A 16,609-nucleotide genomic window follows, 5' to 3' on the forward strand; every position below is an offset into this window, starting at 1 on the left:
AACGGGTTCTCCTGGAATGCTGGGAGATGTGTCCGCCGCCGATACGGAGGGTGAGATCAACGCTCCGGTAGCAGTTCCCCGTCTGGTGTTGTGCGCCGTCGACGAACCGCTGGCCCGTGCCTGGCTCGCGGTGGCCGAGGGCAGGACCGGCGTCGAGGTGCACCGGGGCTCGGTGCTCGACATCGTCGCCGAGGCCGTGGTGAGCCCCGCGAACTCCTCCGGCTGGATGCGCGGAGGCATCGACGCCGTGTACGCCCGCGCGTTCCCGCAGGTCGAGGGCAACGTGCGCAGTGCCGTGCTCGGGTTGCACGGCGGCGAGCTGCCCGTCGGCGAGGCGCTGGTCGTGCCGACCGGCGAGCCCGAGCCGGAGTGGCTGATCAGCGCGCCGACCATGCGGCAGCCCGGGGAGTTGCTGCCCGAGGACACGGTGCACCCGTACCTGGCCGCGCGTGCCGTGCTGCGGCTGTGGCTGGGCGGCCGGCTGGACGACGGCCGCCCGCTGCGCTCGGTGGTCCGCACGATCGCCATGCCCGGTCTCGGCACGGGCGTCGGCGGCGTCGCGCCCGCCACCTGCGCCCGCCAGGTCGCCGCCGCGTGGGACGAGGTGTTCAGCCCGCTGCCCAGCCGCTAGCCGGTTGTGCACAACTTGTGGACAGCCCGGCTGGGGCCTGTGGACAACTAGCGCGGCGCGACCCAACGCTCCAGGTCCAGTTCGTCGGTGATGGGGATGCCGTAGTCACCGACGCTGGGGATCTCCGGCTTCAGCCGGCGCGCCTCGCGCACCGCGTCGGGCCGCAGGGAGGTGAGCCGGAAGCCGCGGCGTTGGTAGAAGCGCAGGGCGTCGAGGTTGTCGTTGGTCGTGGTGAGCCGGACCCGGTTGCAGCCGAGCTGGCGGGCCCGGTGCACGGCGGCGTCGACCAGCGAGCTGCCGACACCCCTGCCTCTTCGCAGGGCGTCGATGGTGACGATCTCCAGGTGGTTGTCGGCCGCGGTGTAGGTGAGCAGCCCGACGACGGTGTCCTGCTGTTCGACCAGGAACCCGGGCAGGCTCGCGGGGAAGAACACCTGGCCGTGGGCGACCGCGGTGTGCGCGCCCCACAGTTCCAGCACCAGCCTGCCGACGACGATCCGGTCGGCTTCCTCGATCGCGCGTACGAGCATCCCTGCACTGTCTTGGCGGGCGGGCGCGGTGGGTACCGGCATTCGACCTATGGTGGGTTCGTGCCGGTGCGAGTGTTGCTCGTAGACGACCACGAGGTGGTGCGCAGGGGGCTGCGCGAGTTGCTGGAGGACGAGGACGACATCTCGGTGGTCGCCGAGGCGGGCGGGGTGGACGAGGCCCTGGTCCGGGCTTCGGCGACCCGGCCCGACGTGGCCGTGGTGGACGTCCGGCTGCCCGACGGCGGCGGGGTCGAGCTGTGCCGTCGCCTGCGCGCCCTGCCGGAGGCACCGCGGTGCCTGGTCCTGACCGCGTTCGACGACGAGGAGGCGCTGGTCGGCGCGATCATGGCGGGTGCCTCGGGCTACCTGCTCAAGCAGGTGCGCGGGCAGGACCTGGTGACCGCCGTGCGCGAGGTGGCCGCCGGCCGCTCGCTGCTGGACCCACAGACCACCTCCCGCGTGCTGGACCGCATGCGGCGGCCGGTGGAGGTGGACGTGCTGGACGCGTTGACCGAGCAGGAACGGCGGGTCCTGGACCTGATCGGGGAAGGGCTGACCAATCGCCAGATCGCCGAACGGCTGTTCCTGGCGGAGAAGACGGTGAAGAACTACGTCACCGCGGTGCTGTCGAAGCTGGGGATGGAACGCCGGACGCAGGCCGCCGCCTGGGTAGCCCGCCGCTCACGCTAGCGGAACGTGCCAGGTGATCGTGGTGCCGGTGCGCGGTGACGAGGTGATCTCGCACCCGCCGCCGGCCGCCAGTGCCCGTTCCTCCAAGTGCCGCAGCCCGCGCTTGGCGACACCGCGCGGGATGCCGCAGCCGTCGTCGATGACCTCCAGGTCCAACCTCCCCGGCGTCCGCCGCAGCGCGATGCCGACGTGCCGGGCGCCCGAGTGCCGCACCACGTTCGACAACGCCTCCCGCAACGCCGCCCGCGCGTGGTCGGCCAGGTCGGTCGGCACGTCGGCCACCTCACCCTCGACGCGCACCTCCGGCTCGAACCCCAGCAGTTCGCCCGCCGTCCGCGCTTCCGCCAGCACCGAACCCTTGAGGTCGACGTCACCCGGCTTGCCGGGATCGGCGCTGCGCAACGCCCGGACGGTGGCGCGCACCTCCGCCATGGTCCGGTCGAGCTGATCGACGCACTCGGCCAGCCGGCGCGCCTCCCGGCCTTCCAGCTTCAACCGCCGGTCCAGCAGGTCCAGCTGCACGCCGGTCGCGTACAGCCGCTGGATGATCACGTCGTGCAGGTCCCGCGCGATCCGCTCGCGTTCCTGGTAGACCGCGATCCGCTGCCGCGCGGTCGACCCCTCGGCCAGCACCACGGCCAACCCGGCCTGCGCGGCGAACGCGGCGAGCACCTCGACGGTGTCCGGGCTGAACGGCTGCGCGCCCTTGCGCCGGTACACGGCCAGCGCGCCGATCTTGCGCTCCTTCGTCCCGAACGGCGCGACGGCGAACGGCCCGTACCCGCGCAGCGCCTTGGGCACGAACGGCGCGGTGCGCGGGTCGGTGGTGAAGTCGTCGGCGACCACGGACACCCCGGTCCGCGCCGCCCGTGCCGCCGACGAACGGCTCGACAGCACGACGCCCACCGGGTCGTCGTCGCCCGAGGACGCCTCGACGGTCAACGTGCCGTCATCCGCGGTGACCATGGCCAGCCCCAGGTCCGCACCGGCCAGTTCGACGGCGCTGCGCACCACGAGCGGCAGCACGGCGTCCGGGTCGTCGCCGGCGAGGGCGGCCGAGGTGATCTCGGTCGACGCGGCGAGCACGCGGGCGGGGTCCACGGTGGTCAACGGTAGGCCCTGGCCCGCACCCGTCCCCCGGTGACGTCCAGCACCAGGTCGGCGCGGTCGGCTTCACCCGGCCGGTGGGTGATGTGGATGACGGTCTTGTCCCGCAGCACGTCGTCCAGGCGGGCCAGCAGCGCGGCGGCGGTCGGCTCGTCCAGGTGGGCGGTCGGCTCGTCCAGCAGCACGAGGTCGGCGTCGTAGAGCAGCGCGCGGGCCAGCGCGACCCGCTGCGCCTCCCCTCCCGACAGCAGCGTCGGTCCGATCACGGTGTCGAGGTCGAGCCGGACGCCCGCCACGTCGAGTGCCCACCGCAGCCGTGCGTCATCCGCCCGTGGGTCACCCAGTCGTAGGTTCTCGCGGACGGTGGTCGAGACCAGCATCGGCTCCTGCGGGCACCAGGCCACCCGGTCGGGCCGCCACACCAGCCCCCGCTCGGGTTCGAGGAACCCCAGCAGCAACGCGAACAGGCTCGACTTGCCCGCGCCCGACGGACCGACCACGGCCACCTTCGCTCCGGCGGGCAGATCGAACGACACCCGCTCCAGCACCGGCTCCGCACCGCCCGGCCACCGCACCGTCACGCCTTCGAGCCCCACCGCGCCACCAACGGCCCCCTGCTCCACCGACGACACCGACGACACCGGCACCGACGACTGCTCGACGATCCGCCCGTACGACTCACGCAACGCCGCACGGTGCTGCGCCGCCGCGGGCAGCGCGCTCAACACCTCCGCCAACGCCAACGGCACCAGCCCCAGCACCGGCACGAGCAGCGGGTCGACGCCACCGGCCAGCCCGATGCACACCGCCGACGCCAGCCCGGTCGTCAGGTGCACGACCCCGATCGCCGCACCCGCCCCGAGCGCCTGCCGCCGCGCCAACCGACCGAGTTCGGCGTCCTGACGCGCCAGTTCGGCCCGCACCGCGCGGTCGGCGCCGAACGCGATCAGGTCCGGCGCGGCGGTGAGCAGGGTCAGCACCTGCTCCGACACCCGCCGACGCCCGCGCGCCAGCACCGCCGTCGCCCGGCGTTCGGTGAGCACCGCGACGACCGGCGCGACCGTGCCGCCGACCACCAGCGCCACCGCCAGCGCGAGCCCGGCCGCCGGCTGGATCAGCGCGAACAGCACCACCGCCGCCACCGACACCCCGAACGCGATCAACGGCGGCTGGAGCACCCTCGGCACCAGGTCACGCACGGTGTCCACGTCATCGACCAGTCGGGTGAGCTCGGCCTGGCCGGGCCGGAGGCTGCGCCACAACCGGACCCGCAGCGACTCGGCGTACCGGAACGCGGCGTCGTGCGACACCAACCGCTCCAGGTACCGCAGCACCCCCTTGGCCAGCGCGAACGTCCGCACGCCCACCACCAGCACGGACAGCGTCAGGATCGGCGGCTGGGTCGCCGCCTTCGCGATCAGGTACGCCGCCAGCGCCGTCAACGCCACCCCGCTCAGCGAAGCCGCCGCACCCAGCGCCGCCCCCGCCAGCAGCCGACGGGTCGGGCGGGGCGTCCGCGCGACCACCGACCGACCGTCCACCACGCCGACCTCACGTGCGGCCGCGACGTCCTCCTCCGGCGAGCCCACCAGCCGGTGCGTCGCCAGCACGACCGCCGCGCCACCAGCCGCCGCCCGGTGCACGGCCGCCATCACCTTCGCCGCCGTCGCCGGGTCGAGGTGCGCGGTGGGCTCGTCCAGCAGCAGCACCTTCGCGCCGTCCCGGACCTTGGTCAGCGCACGCGCGACCGCGACCCGCTGCCGCTCCCCGGTCGACAGCTCCGCGATCGGCCGCGCCACCAGGTGGTCCGCCGCGACCGACACCAGCACCTGGTGGTCGACCCGCCCCGTGGTCAGCTCCAGCTCGTCGGCCACCGTCCGCCCGGCGAACGCGGGCCGCTGCGGCACCCACGCGATCGACGACCGGTCGACCGCCACCGTGCCGCCGTCCGCCTCCACGAACCCCAGCAGCACGCCGAAGAGCGTCGACTTGCCCGCACCGCTGGGCGCGTCGAGCCGGTGGACCTCGCCCGGCCGCACCCGGAACCCGACCCCGTCCGGCGCGAACCGGTCCCGCCGCCGAACCCTCAGGTCACGCACCTCCACGCCCTCCACCCGGTCCGGCGTGACGGACCGCGGGCCGGGCGTGGGGATCTCGGCGACCCGCCGCACGGCCTCCACACCGTCCTCCGACGCGTGGTGCGCCGCACCGGCCGCCCGCAGCGGCAGGTAGCACTCCGGCGCGAGGATCAGCACCACCAGCCCCGTGACCAGCGTCATCTCCCCCGACACCAGCCGCAGCCCGATGCCGACCGCGATCAGCGCCACCGACAGCGACGCCACGATCTCCAGCACCAGCGCGGACAGGAACGCCACCCGCAGCGTCCCCATCGTCGCCCGCCGGTACCGCTCGCCCACCTCCCGCACCGCCGTGGCCTGTGCCGCCGCACGCCCGAACGCGGTCAGCACCGGCAGCGCCCGCACCAGCTCCGCGAGCCGTCCCGACAACCGCTCCAGCGCCGACGCCGCCGCCTCCACCCGCGCCGACGTGAACCGGCCGATCAGGATCGCGAACACCGGGATCAGCGGCAGCGTCACCGCGATCAGCACCGCCGACGTCGGGTCCGTCCACAAGATCCACGCACCCAACGCCACCGGCACCACGGCCGTCGTCACCAGAGCCGGCAGGTACCGGGTGAAGTAGGCGTCCAGCGCGTCCAGCCCCTTGGTCGCCGTCACCGCCAGCGACGCCGGTCCCCGTGCCACGATCCACGACGGCCCCAGCCCGAGCGCCCGGTCGAGCACCGCCGCCCGCAGCTCCTCCTTCGCACCCGCCGCCGCCCGTGCCGCCACCGACTCGGTCGCCCACGCCAGCACGGCCCGCACCACGACCGCGCCCGCGAGCACCCACAGCGACCCGCCGGTCACCAGCGCCGACGCCAACGCGACGGCCTGCCACACCAGGGCACCGGCCGTCAGCCCGGCCAGCACCGCACACCAGGCCAACGCCCGGCGCGCCGAACGCGAGAGCGCGGGCAGCGCGCCGAGCGGGCCTTTCCCCGGCTTCGTGGCGGAAGGGGCTCCGGGGAAGTTCACGGGACCTGTACCTCCGGGATGTGCCGGGTGCCGATCCGCTTGCGGAACACCCAGTACGTCCACCCCTGGTAGACGAGCACGGCGGGTGTGCCGAACGCGGCCACCCAGGTCATCACGGTCAACGTGTAGGGGCTCGACGCGGCGCCCGCCACGGTCAGCGACCAGGCGGGGTCCAAAGTGGACGGCAGTACGTTCGGGTAGAGCGCGCCGAACAGCGCCGCCACCGCGCCCGCCACCACGACGCCCATCAACGCGAACGCCTGCCCCTCGCGCCGCAGCACCAGCCGCCCGTACGCGCCGAGCGCGGCCAGCGCCACCACGATCGACGCGCCCCACGTCCACGCCGACCCGAACCGCAGCTGCACGGCCAGCAGCAGCACCAGCAACGGCAGCAGCGCGAACGGCGCGGCCTTCAACGCCAACGCGCGTGCCCGTTCCCGCACCTCGCCCTCGGTCTTGAGCGACAGGAACACCGCGCCGTGCACGAACGCGTACCCGGCCACCGCCACCGCGCCGAGCAGCGTCTCCCACCGGATCGCGGCGAACGGCGAGCCGACGCGGTCACCGGCGGCGTCCAGCGGCAGGCCGAACACGGTCGACGACAGCAGCAGCCCGATGCCGAGCGCGGCCGTCCACGACCCGGCGACGATCACCCGGTCCCACACCCGCCGCCAGCGCGCCGAGTCGACCTTGCCCCGGTACTCGAAGGCCACCCCGCGCCCGATCAGCGCCAGCAGGAACAGCACCAGTGGCAGGTACACCGAGCTGAGCAGCGCGGCGTACCAGGCGGGGAACGCGGCGAACGTGGCACCGACCGCGACCAGCAGCCACACCTCGTTGCCGTCCCACACCGGCCCGATCGTGTTGATCAGCACCCGCCGTTCCCGCTCCGACCGCCCGAGCACGGGCAACAGCATGCCGACGCCGAAGTCGAAGCCCTCCAGGAACAGGTAGCCCAGCCACAGCAGGGCGATCACGCAGAACCAGAACGTCTCCACGGCTCCCCCTCTCAGTAAGCGAACGTCAGGACGTCGTCCGACTTGTCGGCGTCCTTGTCGGCGTCCGAGGTCCCGGACTTCCCGGCGTCGTCATCGTGTTTTCGAGCCGGCAGCACGCCCGCGACCCCCGCGCGGACGTACCGCCGGATCAGGAACACCTCGACGCAGGCCAACACCCCGTAGACCAGCGTCAAGGCGACCAGCGACGTCAACACCTCCCCCGGTGTCGACGACGACACGGCCCGCGCGGTGAACATCCACACCCCGTCCACCCCGCTCGGGTTCGGCACCACCACGAACGGCTGCCGGCCCATCTCGGTGAAGATCCAGCCGAAGCTGTTGGCCAGGAACGGCGTGGCGATGCTGCCCAGCGCGAGCCAGGCGAACCACCGACCGCGCGGCACCCGGCCGCCGCGCGTCAGCCACAGGATCAGCAGCCCCGCGCCGACCGCGAGCCCGCCGAACCCGATCATCAGCCGGAAGCCCCAGTACGTGACGGGCAGGTTCGGCACGTAGTCGATCGGCTTGCCGGACAGCTCGCCCAGCTTCGGGTCGACCGGGTAGTTGGTCCCGTACTTCTCCTGGTACATCGGCACCAGGTCCTCGATGCCCTTGACCTCGGTGGTGAAGTCGTTGTGCGCCAGGAACGACAGCAGCGCGGGCACGGTGATGCTCTTGACGTTCTCGCAGTCGGGCCGCGACACGTCGCCGATCGCGAACACCGAGAACGCGGCCGGCTGCTCGGTGTGGCACAGCGCCTCGGCCGCCGCCATCTTCATCGGCTGCTGCTCGAACATCAGCTTGCCCTGCATGTCGCCGGTGATCGCGAGGCCGGTGAACGCCACCACGCCCACCCACGTGCCGACCTTCACCGAAGCGCGCCACACCGGCCCCTCGTCGGTGCGCCGCCACAGGTGCCAGGCCGCGATGCCCACCAGGAACGTGCCGGCGACGGCGAACGCGCCGAAGATCGTGTGCGGGAACGCGGCGAGCGTGGTGTTGTTGCCCAGCACGGCCCAGATCGACGTCAGCCGCGGCCGGCCGTCGACCATCTCCACGCCGACGGGGTGCTGCATCCACGAGTTCGCGGCCAGGATGAAGTACGCCGACGCGATCGTGGCCAGCGAGAACGCCCACACGCACGCCAGGTGGACCTTCTTCGGCAGCCGGTCCCAGCCGAAGATCCACAGGCCGAGGAAGGTCGACTCGACGAAGAACGCGACCAGGCCCTCCATCGCCAGCGGCGCGCCGAACACGTCGCCGACGAACCGCGAGTAGGCGCTCCAGGTCATGCCGAACTGGAACTCCTGCACGATGCCGGTGACCACGCCCATGGCGAAGTTGATCAGCAGCAGCTTGCCCCAGAACTTGGTCATCGCCAGGTACTTGCGGTCACCCGTGCGCACCCACGCGGTCTGCATCCCCGCCACCAGCAGGGAGAGCCCGATGGTCAGCGGCACCATCAGGAAGTGGTAGACGGTGGTGATGCCGAACTGCCACCGTGCCAGGTCGAGGACGTCCACGGGTCGACCGTAGGTCCGGCGGTGGTGCGATCTTCAGGTACGACGGTCCCGCGGGACCCGGGACCAAGGTCCCGTGCGCGGGTTCGCGCTACCGGTTCCGCGCCGCCGGAACGTATGGTCATCCGGCTCATCGCGGACCCGGGGGGGGGGGAACATCATGCGGCGGCTTCTCGCGCTCTGCGCGGCCGTGCTCGTCGTGCTCGGCGCTCAAGCGGCCTCGGCACAGGCGGAACCGGTCGCGGCACAGGCCGACCAGGGCGCCCGCGCCCCGTACCCGGGGATGGCCGACGGTGGCCTCACGTTCGTCCCGATGGCACCGCTGCGGGTGCTGGACACGCGCGACGGCACCGGTGGCGTGAAGGGTCCGGTCGGGTACGGCGGCGTGTCCGTGGACCTGGCCCCGCACCTGCCTGCCTCGGCGACCGCCGTCGTGTTCAACCTGACCGGCACCGAGCCGACCGCCGCCACCCACGTGACCGCGTACCCGTCCGGCGGGGTCCGGCCCACCGCGTCGAACCTCAACCTGGTGGCCGGCCAGACCAGCCCCAACCTGGTCACCGTCGCCCTCGGCCCGAACCGCCGGATCACGCTGTACAACCACGTCGGCGCCACGCACCTCGTCGTGGACGTGGCCGGGTTCTACGCCGCCGACCGCGGCGACCGGTTCTTCCCGACGAGGAGCCGCGCCCTGGACACCCGCGAGGTGGGCGGTCCCCTGGGGCCGGGTCGGACCCGGAACGCGGACCTGGCGGGCCGGATCCCGACGTCCGCGAGGGCGGTGTCGCTCAACCTGACCGGCACGAACGTCACCGCGGACACCTACGTGTCGGCCTACCGGACCTTCACGCCCCGGCCGGCCACGTCGAACCTGAACCTTCCCGCCGGGCGGGACACGGCGAACGCGGCGGTGGTGCCGCTCGGCGGCGACGCGGGGATGGTGCTGTACAACAACGCGGGTTCCGCGGACCTGGTCGTGGACATCGCCGGCTTCTTCGCCACCCCGCCCGGGTGCCTGGTCGACTGCGTGCACGCCTGGGGCGGTGACCTGGGCTACGGCCCGACGCCGAGCTTCCGCCCCTGGTTGTCCGGGGTCACCGACGTGGCCGCGGGTGCCTTCACCGCCTACGCGCTCAAGTACGACGGCACGGTGTGGGCGTGGGGCCAGAACCGGCGGGGTGAGACCGGCACGGGCTCGCCGCTGGGCGACGACGTGCCGCCGGCGCAGGTCGTCGGGCTGACCGACGCCGTCGCCATCGCCGGCGGCCTCGCGAACGGGTACGCCCTCGCCGCCGACGGCCGGGTGTGGTCGTGGGGCGACCACTACTGGGGCCAGCTCGGGACCGGCGCGTCGTGCGCCGACCCGGCCGCCTGCCACTCCGACGTGCCGGTCCAGGTCGCCGGGCTGACGGACGTCGTCGCGGTCGAGAGCGGCTCCTCGACCGCGCGCCGACGGCTCGGTGTGGGCCTGGGGCGGCAACAACCTCGCCGGGCACCTCGGCAACGGCACGTCCGGCAGCTGCACGACGACGCCGCGGTCGGAGCACTGCCTGTCCACCACCCCGGTCCGGACCGCGATTTCCGGGGCGACGGCCATCAGCGGCGGCGGGGTCGCCCTGTTCGCGATCAGGCCGTAGCCCGGCGTGCGCACCGTCACGTCCGACGTGGACGGCCGCACGGGGTAGTGTGGGTTCGCCAGAGGGGAGTAGTTCCCCCGGGTCACCACGACCGGGGCGAGAGGATCGACACACTGATCCGCCCAGCGCGGATCCGGTCCCTCACCCGTTCTCACCGAACGGGCGAACGAGACCTCCGGCCGGGCAGTGCACCACGCCCGGTCGGGGTCGTGCTGCCTCCGTCCGGGTTCACATCGGACGTCGGAGGTTCCCGTGGCACCCGAGCTCATCGCCCTGGCGACGGCTTTCGCGATCATCTTCCTGGCCGAGCTGCCGGACAAGACCATGGTCGCCACCCTCGTGCTGACCACGAGGTACCGGCCGTGGCCGGTGTTCGCGGGCGTGACGGCGGCGTTCGCGATCCAGTGCGTGGTGGCCGCGACCTTCGGCGGCGTGCTCACCCTGTTGCCCGATCGGGTGGTCGCGGGCGTGGTCGCCGTGCTGTTCGGCGTGGGTGCGTTCCTGCTGCTCAAGGAAGGCTTCTCGAAGGACGACGAGGGCGCCGACGCCTCCGCGAACGGCCCCGGTCAGGTGACGTTCTGGCGTGCCGCGCTCACGTCGTTCGGCGTCCTGTTCGCCGCCGAGTGGGGTGACGCGTCCCAGCTGGCCACCGCCGCCCTGTCCGCCCGCTACGCGAGCCCGGTGTTCGTGGGCCTGGGCGCGTTCCTGGCCCTGGCCACGGTCGCCGCCATCGCGGTCCTGGTGGGCCGCAAGATCGCCGCCCGCATCCCGACACACCTGATCCAGCGGGTGAGCGGCTTCGTGTTCGCCGCGTTCGCCCTGTTCGCGGTGTGGTCGGCGGTCTCGGGCTAGGCCGGACCCCACGGCATCCCGGTCTTCCACCGCTAGTTCGACCACGACCGCGAGGTCGCGTCGGTCGTTCGCGACTCGTTTTCCGGCGATCACGCTTTTCGATCGTCGGAAAATCAGGCGCGAACGACCGACTTCCCGGCGACCGAGCCCGCCGCCTGCGGAGCAGCGGCAATCCAACGCAGTCAGCGCAACGCGTCGGCGACCTCCTGAGCCGCCCGCACCACCTGCGGCCCCACGACGTCACCGTCCAGCTTCTCCAGGGCCACCACGCCCACGCTGGCCCGCAGTCCGGGCACACCGCGCACCGGCGCCGCCACCCCGAACGCGCCCGGCTGCAGCTCGCCGGTCGAGTGCACCCACTGCCGACCCTCCGGCGACAGCCCGATCGCCTTGCCCGCCGCACCCCGGTGCACGGGGTGGCGCGACCCGACCCGGTACGCCACGTGGTATGCCGTCCACGACGGCTCGACCACGGCCACCGCCTGCGCCTCGCTGCCGTCGGCCACGGTCAGGTGCGCGGTCGCGCCCACCGCCTCGGCCAACGTCCGCAGCGCGGGCTGCGCGGCCAGCCGCAACTGCGGCAGCACGTTGGACGCCAGCCGCAGCACGCCCAGCCCGAGCCGCACCTTCGACCCCTCGCGCCGCACCAGCCCACGCGACTGCAACGGCACCAGAAGCCGGTACACCGCCGCCCGCGACGCGCCGATGGCCGCCGCCAGCTCGCTGATCGACGGCGCCTCCGACTCCGCGTCGGCCACCGCCTGGAGCAGGGCCAGGCCCCGCTCCAGGGTCAGCGAGCTCTCCTTGGACGCGGGTGCCGGCAGCCGGCCGCGGGGATCGGGTCTGACCACGCTCTACCTCTCGTCGGCGGGCGCGACCGTGCCGACCACCTCGGCCAGCCCGACGACCGAACCGCTCTCACCCGGGGCCGTCGCGGTGATCCGCACCGTGTCGCCGTCCTCCAGGAACGTCCGCTCGTCGCCGCCGACCACCGCCGGCTCCTTCCCGCCCCAGCTCAGCTCCAGGAAGGAGCCGCGCTCGTCGCGGGCAGGCCCGGACACGGTGCCCGACGCGATCAGGTCGCCCGGCCGAACGGTAGCGCCGTTCGCGGACAGGTGCGCGAGTTGTTGCGCGAACGTCCACGACATCTCGCGGAACGGCGGCCGGGACACCACGACGCCGTTCCACTCGACCTCCAGGTCGATGTCCAACCCCCAGGGCCGTTCCTCGACCAGGTACGGCAGCACGTCGTTGCCCAGCGGCGGCGGCGACACCCGGGCCACCGCGAACGCCTCCAGCGGCGTGATCCACGCCGACACCGACGTGGCGAACGACTTGCCCAGGAACGGCCCGAGCGGCTGGTACTCCCACGCCTGGACGTCGCGCGCGGACCAGTCGTTGACCAGCGCCACGCCGAACACGTGGTCGACGGCCTGCGACGGCGTCAGCCGCGACGCGACCGGCCCGCCGCACACGAACCCGACCTCGGCCTCGATGTCCAGCCGGCGGGTCGGCTCGAACACCGGACCGGCCGACGTGCGCCGCTGGCCGTGCGGCCGGACGACCGGCGTGCCGGACACGACCACCGTCCCGGCCCGGCCGTGGTAGCCGATGGGCAGGTGGGTCCAGTTCGGCAGCAGCGCCTCGCCGTCGGGCCGGAAGATCCGGCCGACGTTCTCCGCGTGGTGCCGTGACGAGTAGAAGTCCACGTAGTCGGCCACGGTGAACGGCAGCACGGCGCCGTCCAGCCCGACCAGCTCCGCGCCGCGCGGCGCCGAGGTGGCCGAGACGATCTCGACCAGCCGCGCCCGCAGCTCGCTCCACGCGGGCCGCCCGGCCGCCAGCAGGGCGTCCAGCGTGCCCGTGGCCACCAACGGCCCCAGCCGCTCGCCCAGCGCCAGGCCGCGCAGCAGCAACGCCTGGTCGCCCACCCGCACCGCGATACCGCCGGGCAGGACGCCGTAGGGCAGCGTCTGCGGCCCGAACGGCTCGTCGGCGGTGAACGCGGGGTCCTCGATCCAGCTCACAGCAGACCCAGCTCCTCCAGGTCGGCGATCGGCTCGTCCAGCGAGCACGACCCGTAGGACGCGAAGACGCCCCGGACGGCGTGCGCGGCCTGGTCGGACAGCCCCGACGCCTCCGCGCCCAGCGCCGCCGCGTCCGTGCTGGACAGGGCCCCGCGCACGTCACCACCGGAGAGGGAACGCGCGGTTGCCACGAGCAGGTTGAGGAACCCGTGGTGGGTGAACCCGGTTTCGCTGTCGGTGTGCCGCACGGCGTGGTGCAGGCCGGCGGTCGCCTTGAAGGCCACGCCGCCGCTGCTCACCACGGACAGGAAGTCGGCGACCTCGTCCACGCTGGGGAAGTTCTCCTTGCTGACCCCGCCGCAACGCAGCTTGGGCCAGCTGCCGTGCTCGATGACGCGGCGCACGCCGTCCAGCCACTCGGCGCCACCGCGCCGGGGCTCGACCACGCGGATGACGTCCTCGGGCACGAACTCCGAGACGCGTTCCAGCCACACCTCGTCCACATCGGACGGGGCGGGCATCTCGACCATCCGCAGGGCCAGCAGTTCGCTGCGGGATTCCACGATCGACACGGCCTTGGGCACACCTCCCAGGCCCGTGTCGATGACCAGCGACAGGGCGATCGGCTTCACCGGCTTGACCTTGATCAACTCGGTGATGAGCTCGGCGAGTCGCGACGCGGGGCACAGGAAGAGACCGACCGCACCGGCCCATTCCCCGGCACGTGCGTCGAGGTGGCCGCGGACCGCATCGGGCATGGAGGCGTTGCCCGGTGGGAACAGTGCGGCGTCGTCGACAAGCCTCGCGAGCAGGGGCGGAGTGCCGCGTGGACCGGGCGCACGGAGTTCGAAGGCGCTTGACACGGCTGACACGCTAGTGGCGTACCGGTCAATGAACAAAGATGTCCGACTATCGAACGCCCGGAGTGAACCATGGCGTACTACCGCCAGGTGGGTGAGATCCCCCGAAAGCGACACACGCAGTTCCGCACGCCGGAGGGCGGGCTGTACGCGGAAGAGCTCATGGGGGTCGAGGGTTTCTCGGCCGATTCGGCGCTGCTCTACCACCGCCACCTGCCGACCGCGATCGTGGACGCGGTCACCGTCGACGAGACGCGCGGCGCGTTGACGCCGAACCTCCCGCTCAAGCCGCGCCACTTCAAGACACCGGCGCTGACCTGGGAATCTTCGGAGGTCGACGCGGTCACCGGCCGCCGCACGCTGTTCGGCAACTCCGACGTGGTGATCGGTTTCGCGACCGCCACCGCGCCCAGCCCGCTGTACCGCAACGCGGCCGGCGACGAGCTGCTGTACGTGCAGTCCGGCGAGGGCGTCGTGGAGACGATCTACGGCGCGCTGCCGGTCGCCGAGGGCGACTACGTGGTGCTGCCGACGTCGTGCACGTACCGCGTGGTGCCGTCCCAGCCCATGAACATCCTGGTGCTGGAGGCCACCGGACACATCGGACCGCCGAAGCGGTACCTGTCGGCCAAGGGCCAGTTCCTGGAGCACTCGCCGTACTGCGAGCGTGACATCCGGGGGCCGGTGGAGCCGTTGCTGGTGGACGGCGAGGACGTGGAGGTGCTCGTGCGGCACCGCGCGGGCCTCACCCGGTTCACCTACGCCAATCACCCGTTCGACGTGGTCGGCTGGGACGGCTGCCTGTACCCGTGGGTGTTCAACATCCGCGACTTCGAGCCGATCACGGGCCGCGTGCACCAGCCGCCGCCGGTGCACCAGACGTTCGAGGGGCCGAACTTCGTGGTGTGCTCGTTCATGCCGCGCAAGGTCGACTACCACCCGTTGGCGATCCCGGTGCCGTACAACCACGCCAACGTGGACTCGGACGAGCTGATGTTCTACGTCGGCGGCAACTACGAGGCGCGGAAGGGGTCTGGCATCGGCATCGGCTCGTTGTCGCTGCACCCGTCGGGCTGCACGCACGGGCCGCAGCCGGGTGCGGTCGAGGCGTCGCTGGGCGTGGACTACTTCGACGAGACCGCCGTCATGGTCGACACCTTCCGGCCGCTGGACCTGGGCGAGGCCGCGCTGGCGTCCGAGGACCCGAAGTACGCCTGGTCCTGGGCACGCCGGGGTCCCGACCTCGACTGATCGACTTTTTGTCGGTGGGTGCCTCTAACGTCTGCCGGCATGGACGCACGAGCGCTTCTGGAGCAGGCCCCGGACGGCCAGGTGGCGAGCAGCGCCACCCGGCTGGCGGGGTCCTCCGGCTGGCAGGGGACGGGTCGCAGCGACACCGCCCTGTGGGGTCTGTGCAAGGGCAGCGGCAAGAACCCGTACCAGGTGTGCGTCGACCTGGGTGACCGGGCGACGAAGTGCTCGTGCCCGTCGCGCAAGTTCCCGTGCAAGCACGCTTTGGCGTTGCAGCTGCGGGACGTCCGCGAGCCTTTCCCCGTCGCGGAGGCGCCCGACTGGGTGACCGAGTGGCTGACCCGCCGCCGTGCGGCCGGTCCCGCGGCTTCGGTTCCGGCTCCGGACGACTCGCCGGAGGCGGTGCGGCGGCGGGCCAAGGCCAAGGAGAAGACGGCGCAGGCCAGGCAGAACGCGGTGCGTGGTGGCGTCGCGGGCCTGACCGACTGGCTGGGCGACGTGGCGGGCGCGGGCCTGGCCGGCTTGCCCGCGCGCGACGCGGCGTGGTGGCACTCGATCCAGGCCAGGATGGTCGACGCGCAGGCCAAGGGGTTGGCGTCGGCGGTGGACGAGGTGCGCGGGATCGTCGCCGCCGGCGGACCGCACTGGGCGCACGACGCGGCCGACCGCTTGGGCGGGTTGCACCTGCTGGTCCGGCTGTCGTCGTCCACGGACCCCCTGATCCGCCGCCGCCTGGGCTTCTCGGTCGCGGAGGAGGAGGTGCGCGCCGGTCCCGGCTGGTCGGACCAGTGGGTGCCGTTGCTGAAGCTGGAGTCCGACGACGGCCTGGTGCGGACCGTGCGGCAGTGGGCCTGGGGCCGTTCGCACGGGTGGGTGGTGGCGGTCCGGCATGCCGGTGGCGGTGCGCGCCCCGTGCCACCGTTGACCCACGGCGTGGGGATCCAGGGCGTCCTGCACCCGTACCCCGGCGTCCCACCGCACCGGGTGGCGGTGGGCGAGGTGCTGGTCGAGCGCCAGGCCGAACCGATCCCCGCGCCACCGACCTGGCGCGCCGCGCTCGCCGGCCTCGAGGAGTACCTGAAAGCCGACCCGTGGCAACGCCTGCACCCGTTGGGCTGCGCGTCGGTCCGGGTCACCGAGGACACCCGTCACCTGGTCGACTCCACGGGCCGCGGAATCCCGGTTCGGGGCGACCTCGCCCTGGACCAGGCGCTGGCCGTGAGCGGCGGCGCCCCGTTCGACGCGTGGGGCCTGTGGAACGGCCGCGAACTGCGCCTGGGCGCCACCGCCAAGCCCGGCGAAGCACCGGAGGTCGTGGGATGATCACGCAGGTCAGACAAGGTTCCCCATCGCACAATCGGGTGATCATCGCCCGAAAATGTACGGAAACACCGTTCTCGTCCCTCGGTTG

General features: G+C 72.9%; 15 protein-coding genes and 1 pseudogene. 7 read left to right on the forward strand and 9 right to left on the reverse strand.

The genetic code is table 11. The features are described from left to right. Positions 1–16 precede the first annotated feature (16 nt). Positions 17–631: a macro domain-containing protein gene (locus A6A25_RS34905; protein WP_073897944.1), complete on the forward strand. Its 615-nt coding sequence runs from the start codon at positions 17–19 to the stop codon at positions 629–631. A gap of 47 nt (positions 632–678) precedes the next feature. Here the strand turns inward: A6A25_RS34905 and A6A25_RS34910 are convergent, their stop codons facing one another. Next, entirely contained in the window at positions 679–1,161 is a 483-nt protein-coding gene (locus tag A6A25_RS34910) for a GNAT family N-acetyltransferase (protein WP_073897533.1), read from the reverse strand. 60 nt (positions 1,162–1,221) lie between these two features. Here A6A25_RS34910 and A6A25_RS34915 point away from each other — a divergent pair, with 60 nt between their 5' ends. Next, positions 1,222–1,851: a response regulator gene (locus A6A25_RS34915; RefSeq protein WP_073897535.1), complete on the forward strand. Its 630-nt coding sequence runs from the start codon at positions 1,222–1,224 to the stop codon at positions 1,849–1,851. On the opposite strand, the gene A6A25_RS34920 is transcribed toward A6A25_RS34915, so the two are convergent. The 5 genes from A6A25_RS34920 to A6A25_RS44375 form a co-directional block, all read right to left on the reverse strand. After that, positions 1,843–2,961, reverse strand: coding sequence for a GAF domain-containing sensor histidine kinase (locus A6A25_RS34920; protein WP_073897537.1), 1,119 nt, complete (start codon positions 2,959–2,961; stop codon positions 1,843–1,845). The two genes, A6A25_RS34915 and A6A25_RS34920, sit on opposite strands and share 9 nt — an antisense overlap. Beyond that, entirely contained in the window at positions 2,958–6,053 is a 3,096-nt protein-coding gene (gene cydD, locus A6A25_RS34925) for a thiol reductant ABC exporter subunit CydD (RefSeq protein ID WP_073897539.1), read from the reverse strand. Before cydD ends, A6A25_RS34920 begins: the two co-directional genes overlap by 4 nt. Then, positions 6,050–7,051, reverse strand: a complete 1,002-nt coding sequence (gene cydB / locus A6A25_RS34930; RefSeq protein ID WP_073897541.1) for a cytochrome d ubiquinol oxidase subunit II — start codon at positions 7,049–7,051, stop codon at positions 6,050–6,052. The genes cydD and cydB overlap by 4 nt, the downstream gene beginning before the upstream one ends. Positions 7,052–7,062: 11 nt before the next feature. Next, positions 7,063–8,574, reverse strand: a complete 1,512-nt coding sequence (locus A6A25_RS34935) for a cytochrome ubiquinol oxidase subunit I (protein WP_073897543.1) — start codon at positions 8,572–8,574, stop codon at positions 7,063–7,065. A gap of 831 nt (positions 8,575–9,405) precedes the next feature. Continuing rightward, positions 9,406–9,555 carry a hypothetical protein gene (locus tag A6A25_RS44375; protein ID WP_158073872.1) on the reverse strand — a complete coding sequence of 50 codons (150 nt, stop codon included), beginning with the start codon at positions 9,553–9,555 and terminating at the stop codon, positions 9,406–9,408. On the opposite strand from A6A25_RS44375, the pseudogene A6A25_RS46995 reads away from it, so the two are divergent. The 3 genes and pseudogenes from A6A25_RS46995 to A6A25_RS34960 all read left to right on the forward strand — a co-directional run. Next, positions 9,509–10,000: pseudogene (locus A6A25_RS46995) on the forward strand (RCC1 domain-containing protein); the annotation flags it as partial. The gene A6A25_RS44375 and the pseudogene A6A25_RS46995 sit on opposite strands and share 47 nt — an antisense overlap. A 31-nt stretch (positions 10,001–10,031) precedes the next feature. Then, positions 10,032–10,208, forward strand: a complete 177-nt coding sequence (locus A6A25_RS43550; protein WP_143193601.1) for a hypothetical protein — start codon at positions 10,032–10,034, stop codon at positions 10,206–10,208. 252 nt (positions 10,209–10,460) lie between these two features. After that, the gene (locus A6A25_RS34960; protein WP_073897549.1) at positions 10,461–11,060 is read left to right on the forward strand and encodes a TMEM165/GDT1 family protein; all 600 of its coding nucleotides are present in this window, start codon (positions 10,461–10,463) and stop codon (positions 11,058–11,060) included. 182 nt (positions 11,061–11,242) lie between these two features. Here A6A25_RS34960 and A6A25_RS34965 read toward each other — a convergent pair whose 3' ends face one another. Genes A6A25_RS34965 through A6A25_RS34975 form a run of 3 tightly spaced genes read right to left on the reverse strand, consistent with a single transcriptional unit; the run spans position 11,243 to position 13,950 of the window. Then, positions 11,243–11,911 carry an IclR family transcriptional regulator gene (locus tag A6A25_RS34965; protein WP_073897551.1) on the reverse strand — a complete coding sequence of 223 codons (669 nt, stop codon included), beginning with the start codon at positions 11,909–11,911 and terminating at the stop codon, positions 11,243–11,245. Positions 11,912–11,914: 3 nt separating this feature from the next. After that, positions 11,915–13,087, reverse strand: coding sequence for a fumarylacetoacetate hydrolase family protein (locus A6A25_RS34970; RefSeq protein WP_073897553.1), 1,173 nt, complete (start codon positions 13,085–13,087; stop codon positions 11,915–11,917). Further along, positions 13,084–13,950: a hypothetical protein gene (locus tag A6A25_RS34975; protein ID WP_274534373.1), complete on the reverse strand. Its 867-nt coding sequence runs from the start codon at positions 13,948–13,950 to the stop codon at positions 13,084–13,086. Before A6A25_RS34975 ends, A6A25_RS34970 begins: the two co-directional genes overlap by 4 nt. Positions 13,951–14,019: 69 nt before the next feature. On the opposite strand from A6A25_RS34975, the gene A6A25_RS34980 reads away from it, so the two are divergent. Both A6A25_RS34980 and A6A25_RS34985 read left to right on the forward strand, forming a co-directional pair. Further along, complete coding sequence (locus A6A25_RS34980; RefSeq protein WP_073897558.1) at positions 14,020–15,198, forward strand: homogentisate 1,2-dioxygenase; 1,179 nt, start codon at positions 14,020–14,022, stop codon at positions 15,196–15,198. 39 nt (positions 15,199–15,237) lie between these two features. Continuing rightward, entirely contained in the window at positions 15,238–16,521 is a 1,284-nt protein-coding gene (locus tag A6A25_RS34985) for an SWIM zinc finger family protein (protein ID WP_073897560.1), read from the forward strand. Positions 16,522–16,609: the final 88 nt, after the last annotated feature.

This window comes from Saccharothrix sp. CB00851, assembly GCF_001905065.1.
Classification (GTDB): Bacteria; Actinomycetota; Actinomycetes; order Mycobacteriales; family Pseudonocardiaceae; genus Actinosynnema.

Excerpts from the sequence above, each read along its gene's own strand:
- A6A25_RS34905 (WP_073897944.1), top strand. The coding sequence starts at position 17 with ATGCTGGGAGATGTGTCCGCCGCCGATACGGAGGGTGAGATCAACGCT.
- A6A25_RS34910 (WP_073897533.1), bottom strand. The coding sequence starts at position 1,161 with ATGCTCGTACGCGCGATCGAGGAAGCCGACCGGATCGTCGTCGGCAGG.
- A6A25_RS44375 (WP_158073872.1), bottom strand. The coding sequence starts at position 9,555 with ATGTCCACGACCAGGTCCGCGGAACCCGCGTTGTTGTACAGCACCATC.
- A6A25_RS34980 (WP_073897558.1), top strand. The coding sequence starts at position 14,020 with ATGGCGTACTACCGCCAGGTGGGTGAGATCCCCCGAAAGCGACACACG.
- A6A25_RS34985 (WP_073897560.1), top strand. The coding sequence starts at position 15,238 with ATGGACGCACGAGCGCTTCTGGAGCAGGCCCCGGACGGCCAGGTGGCG.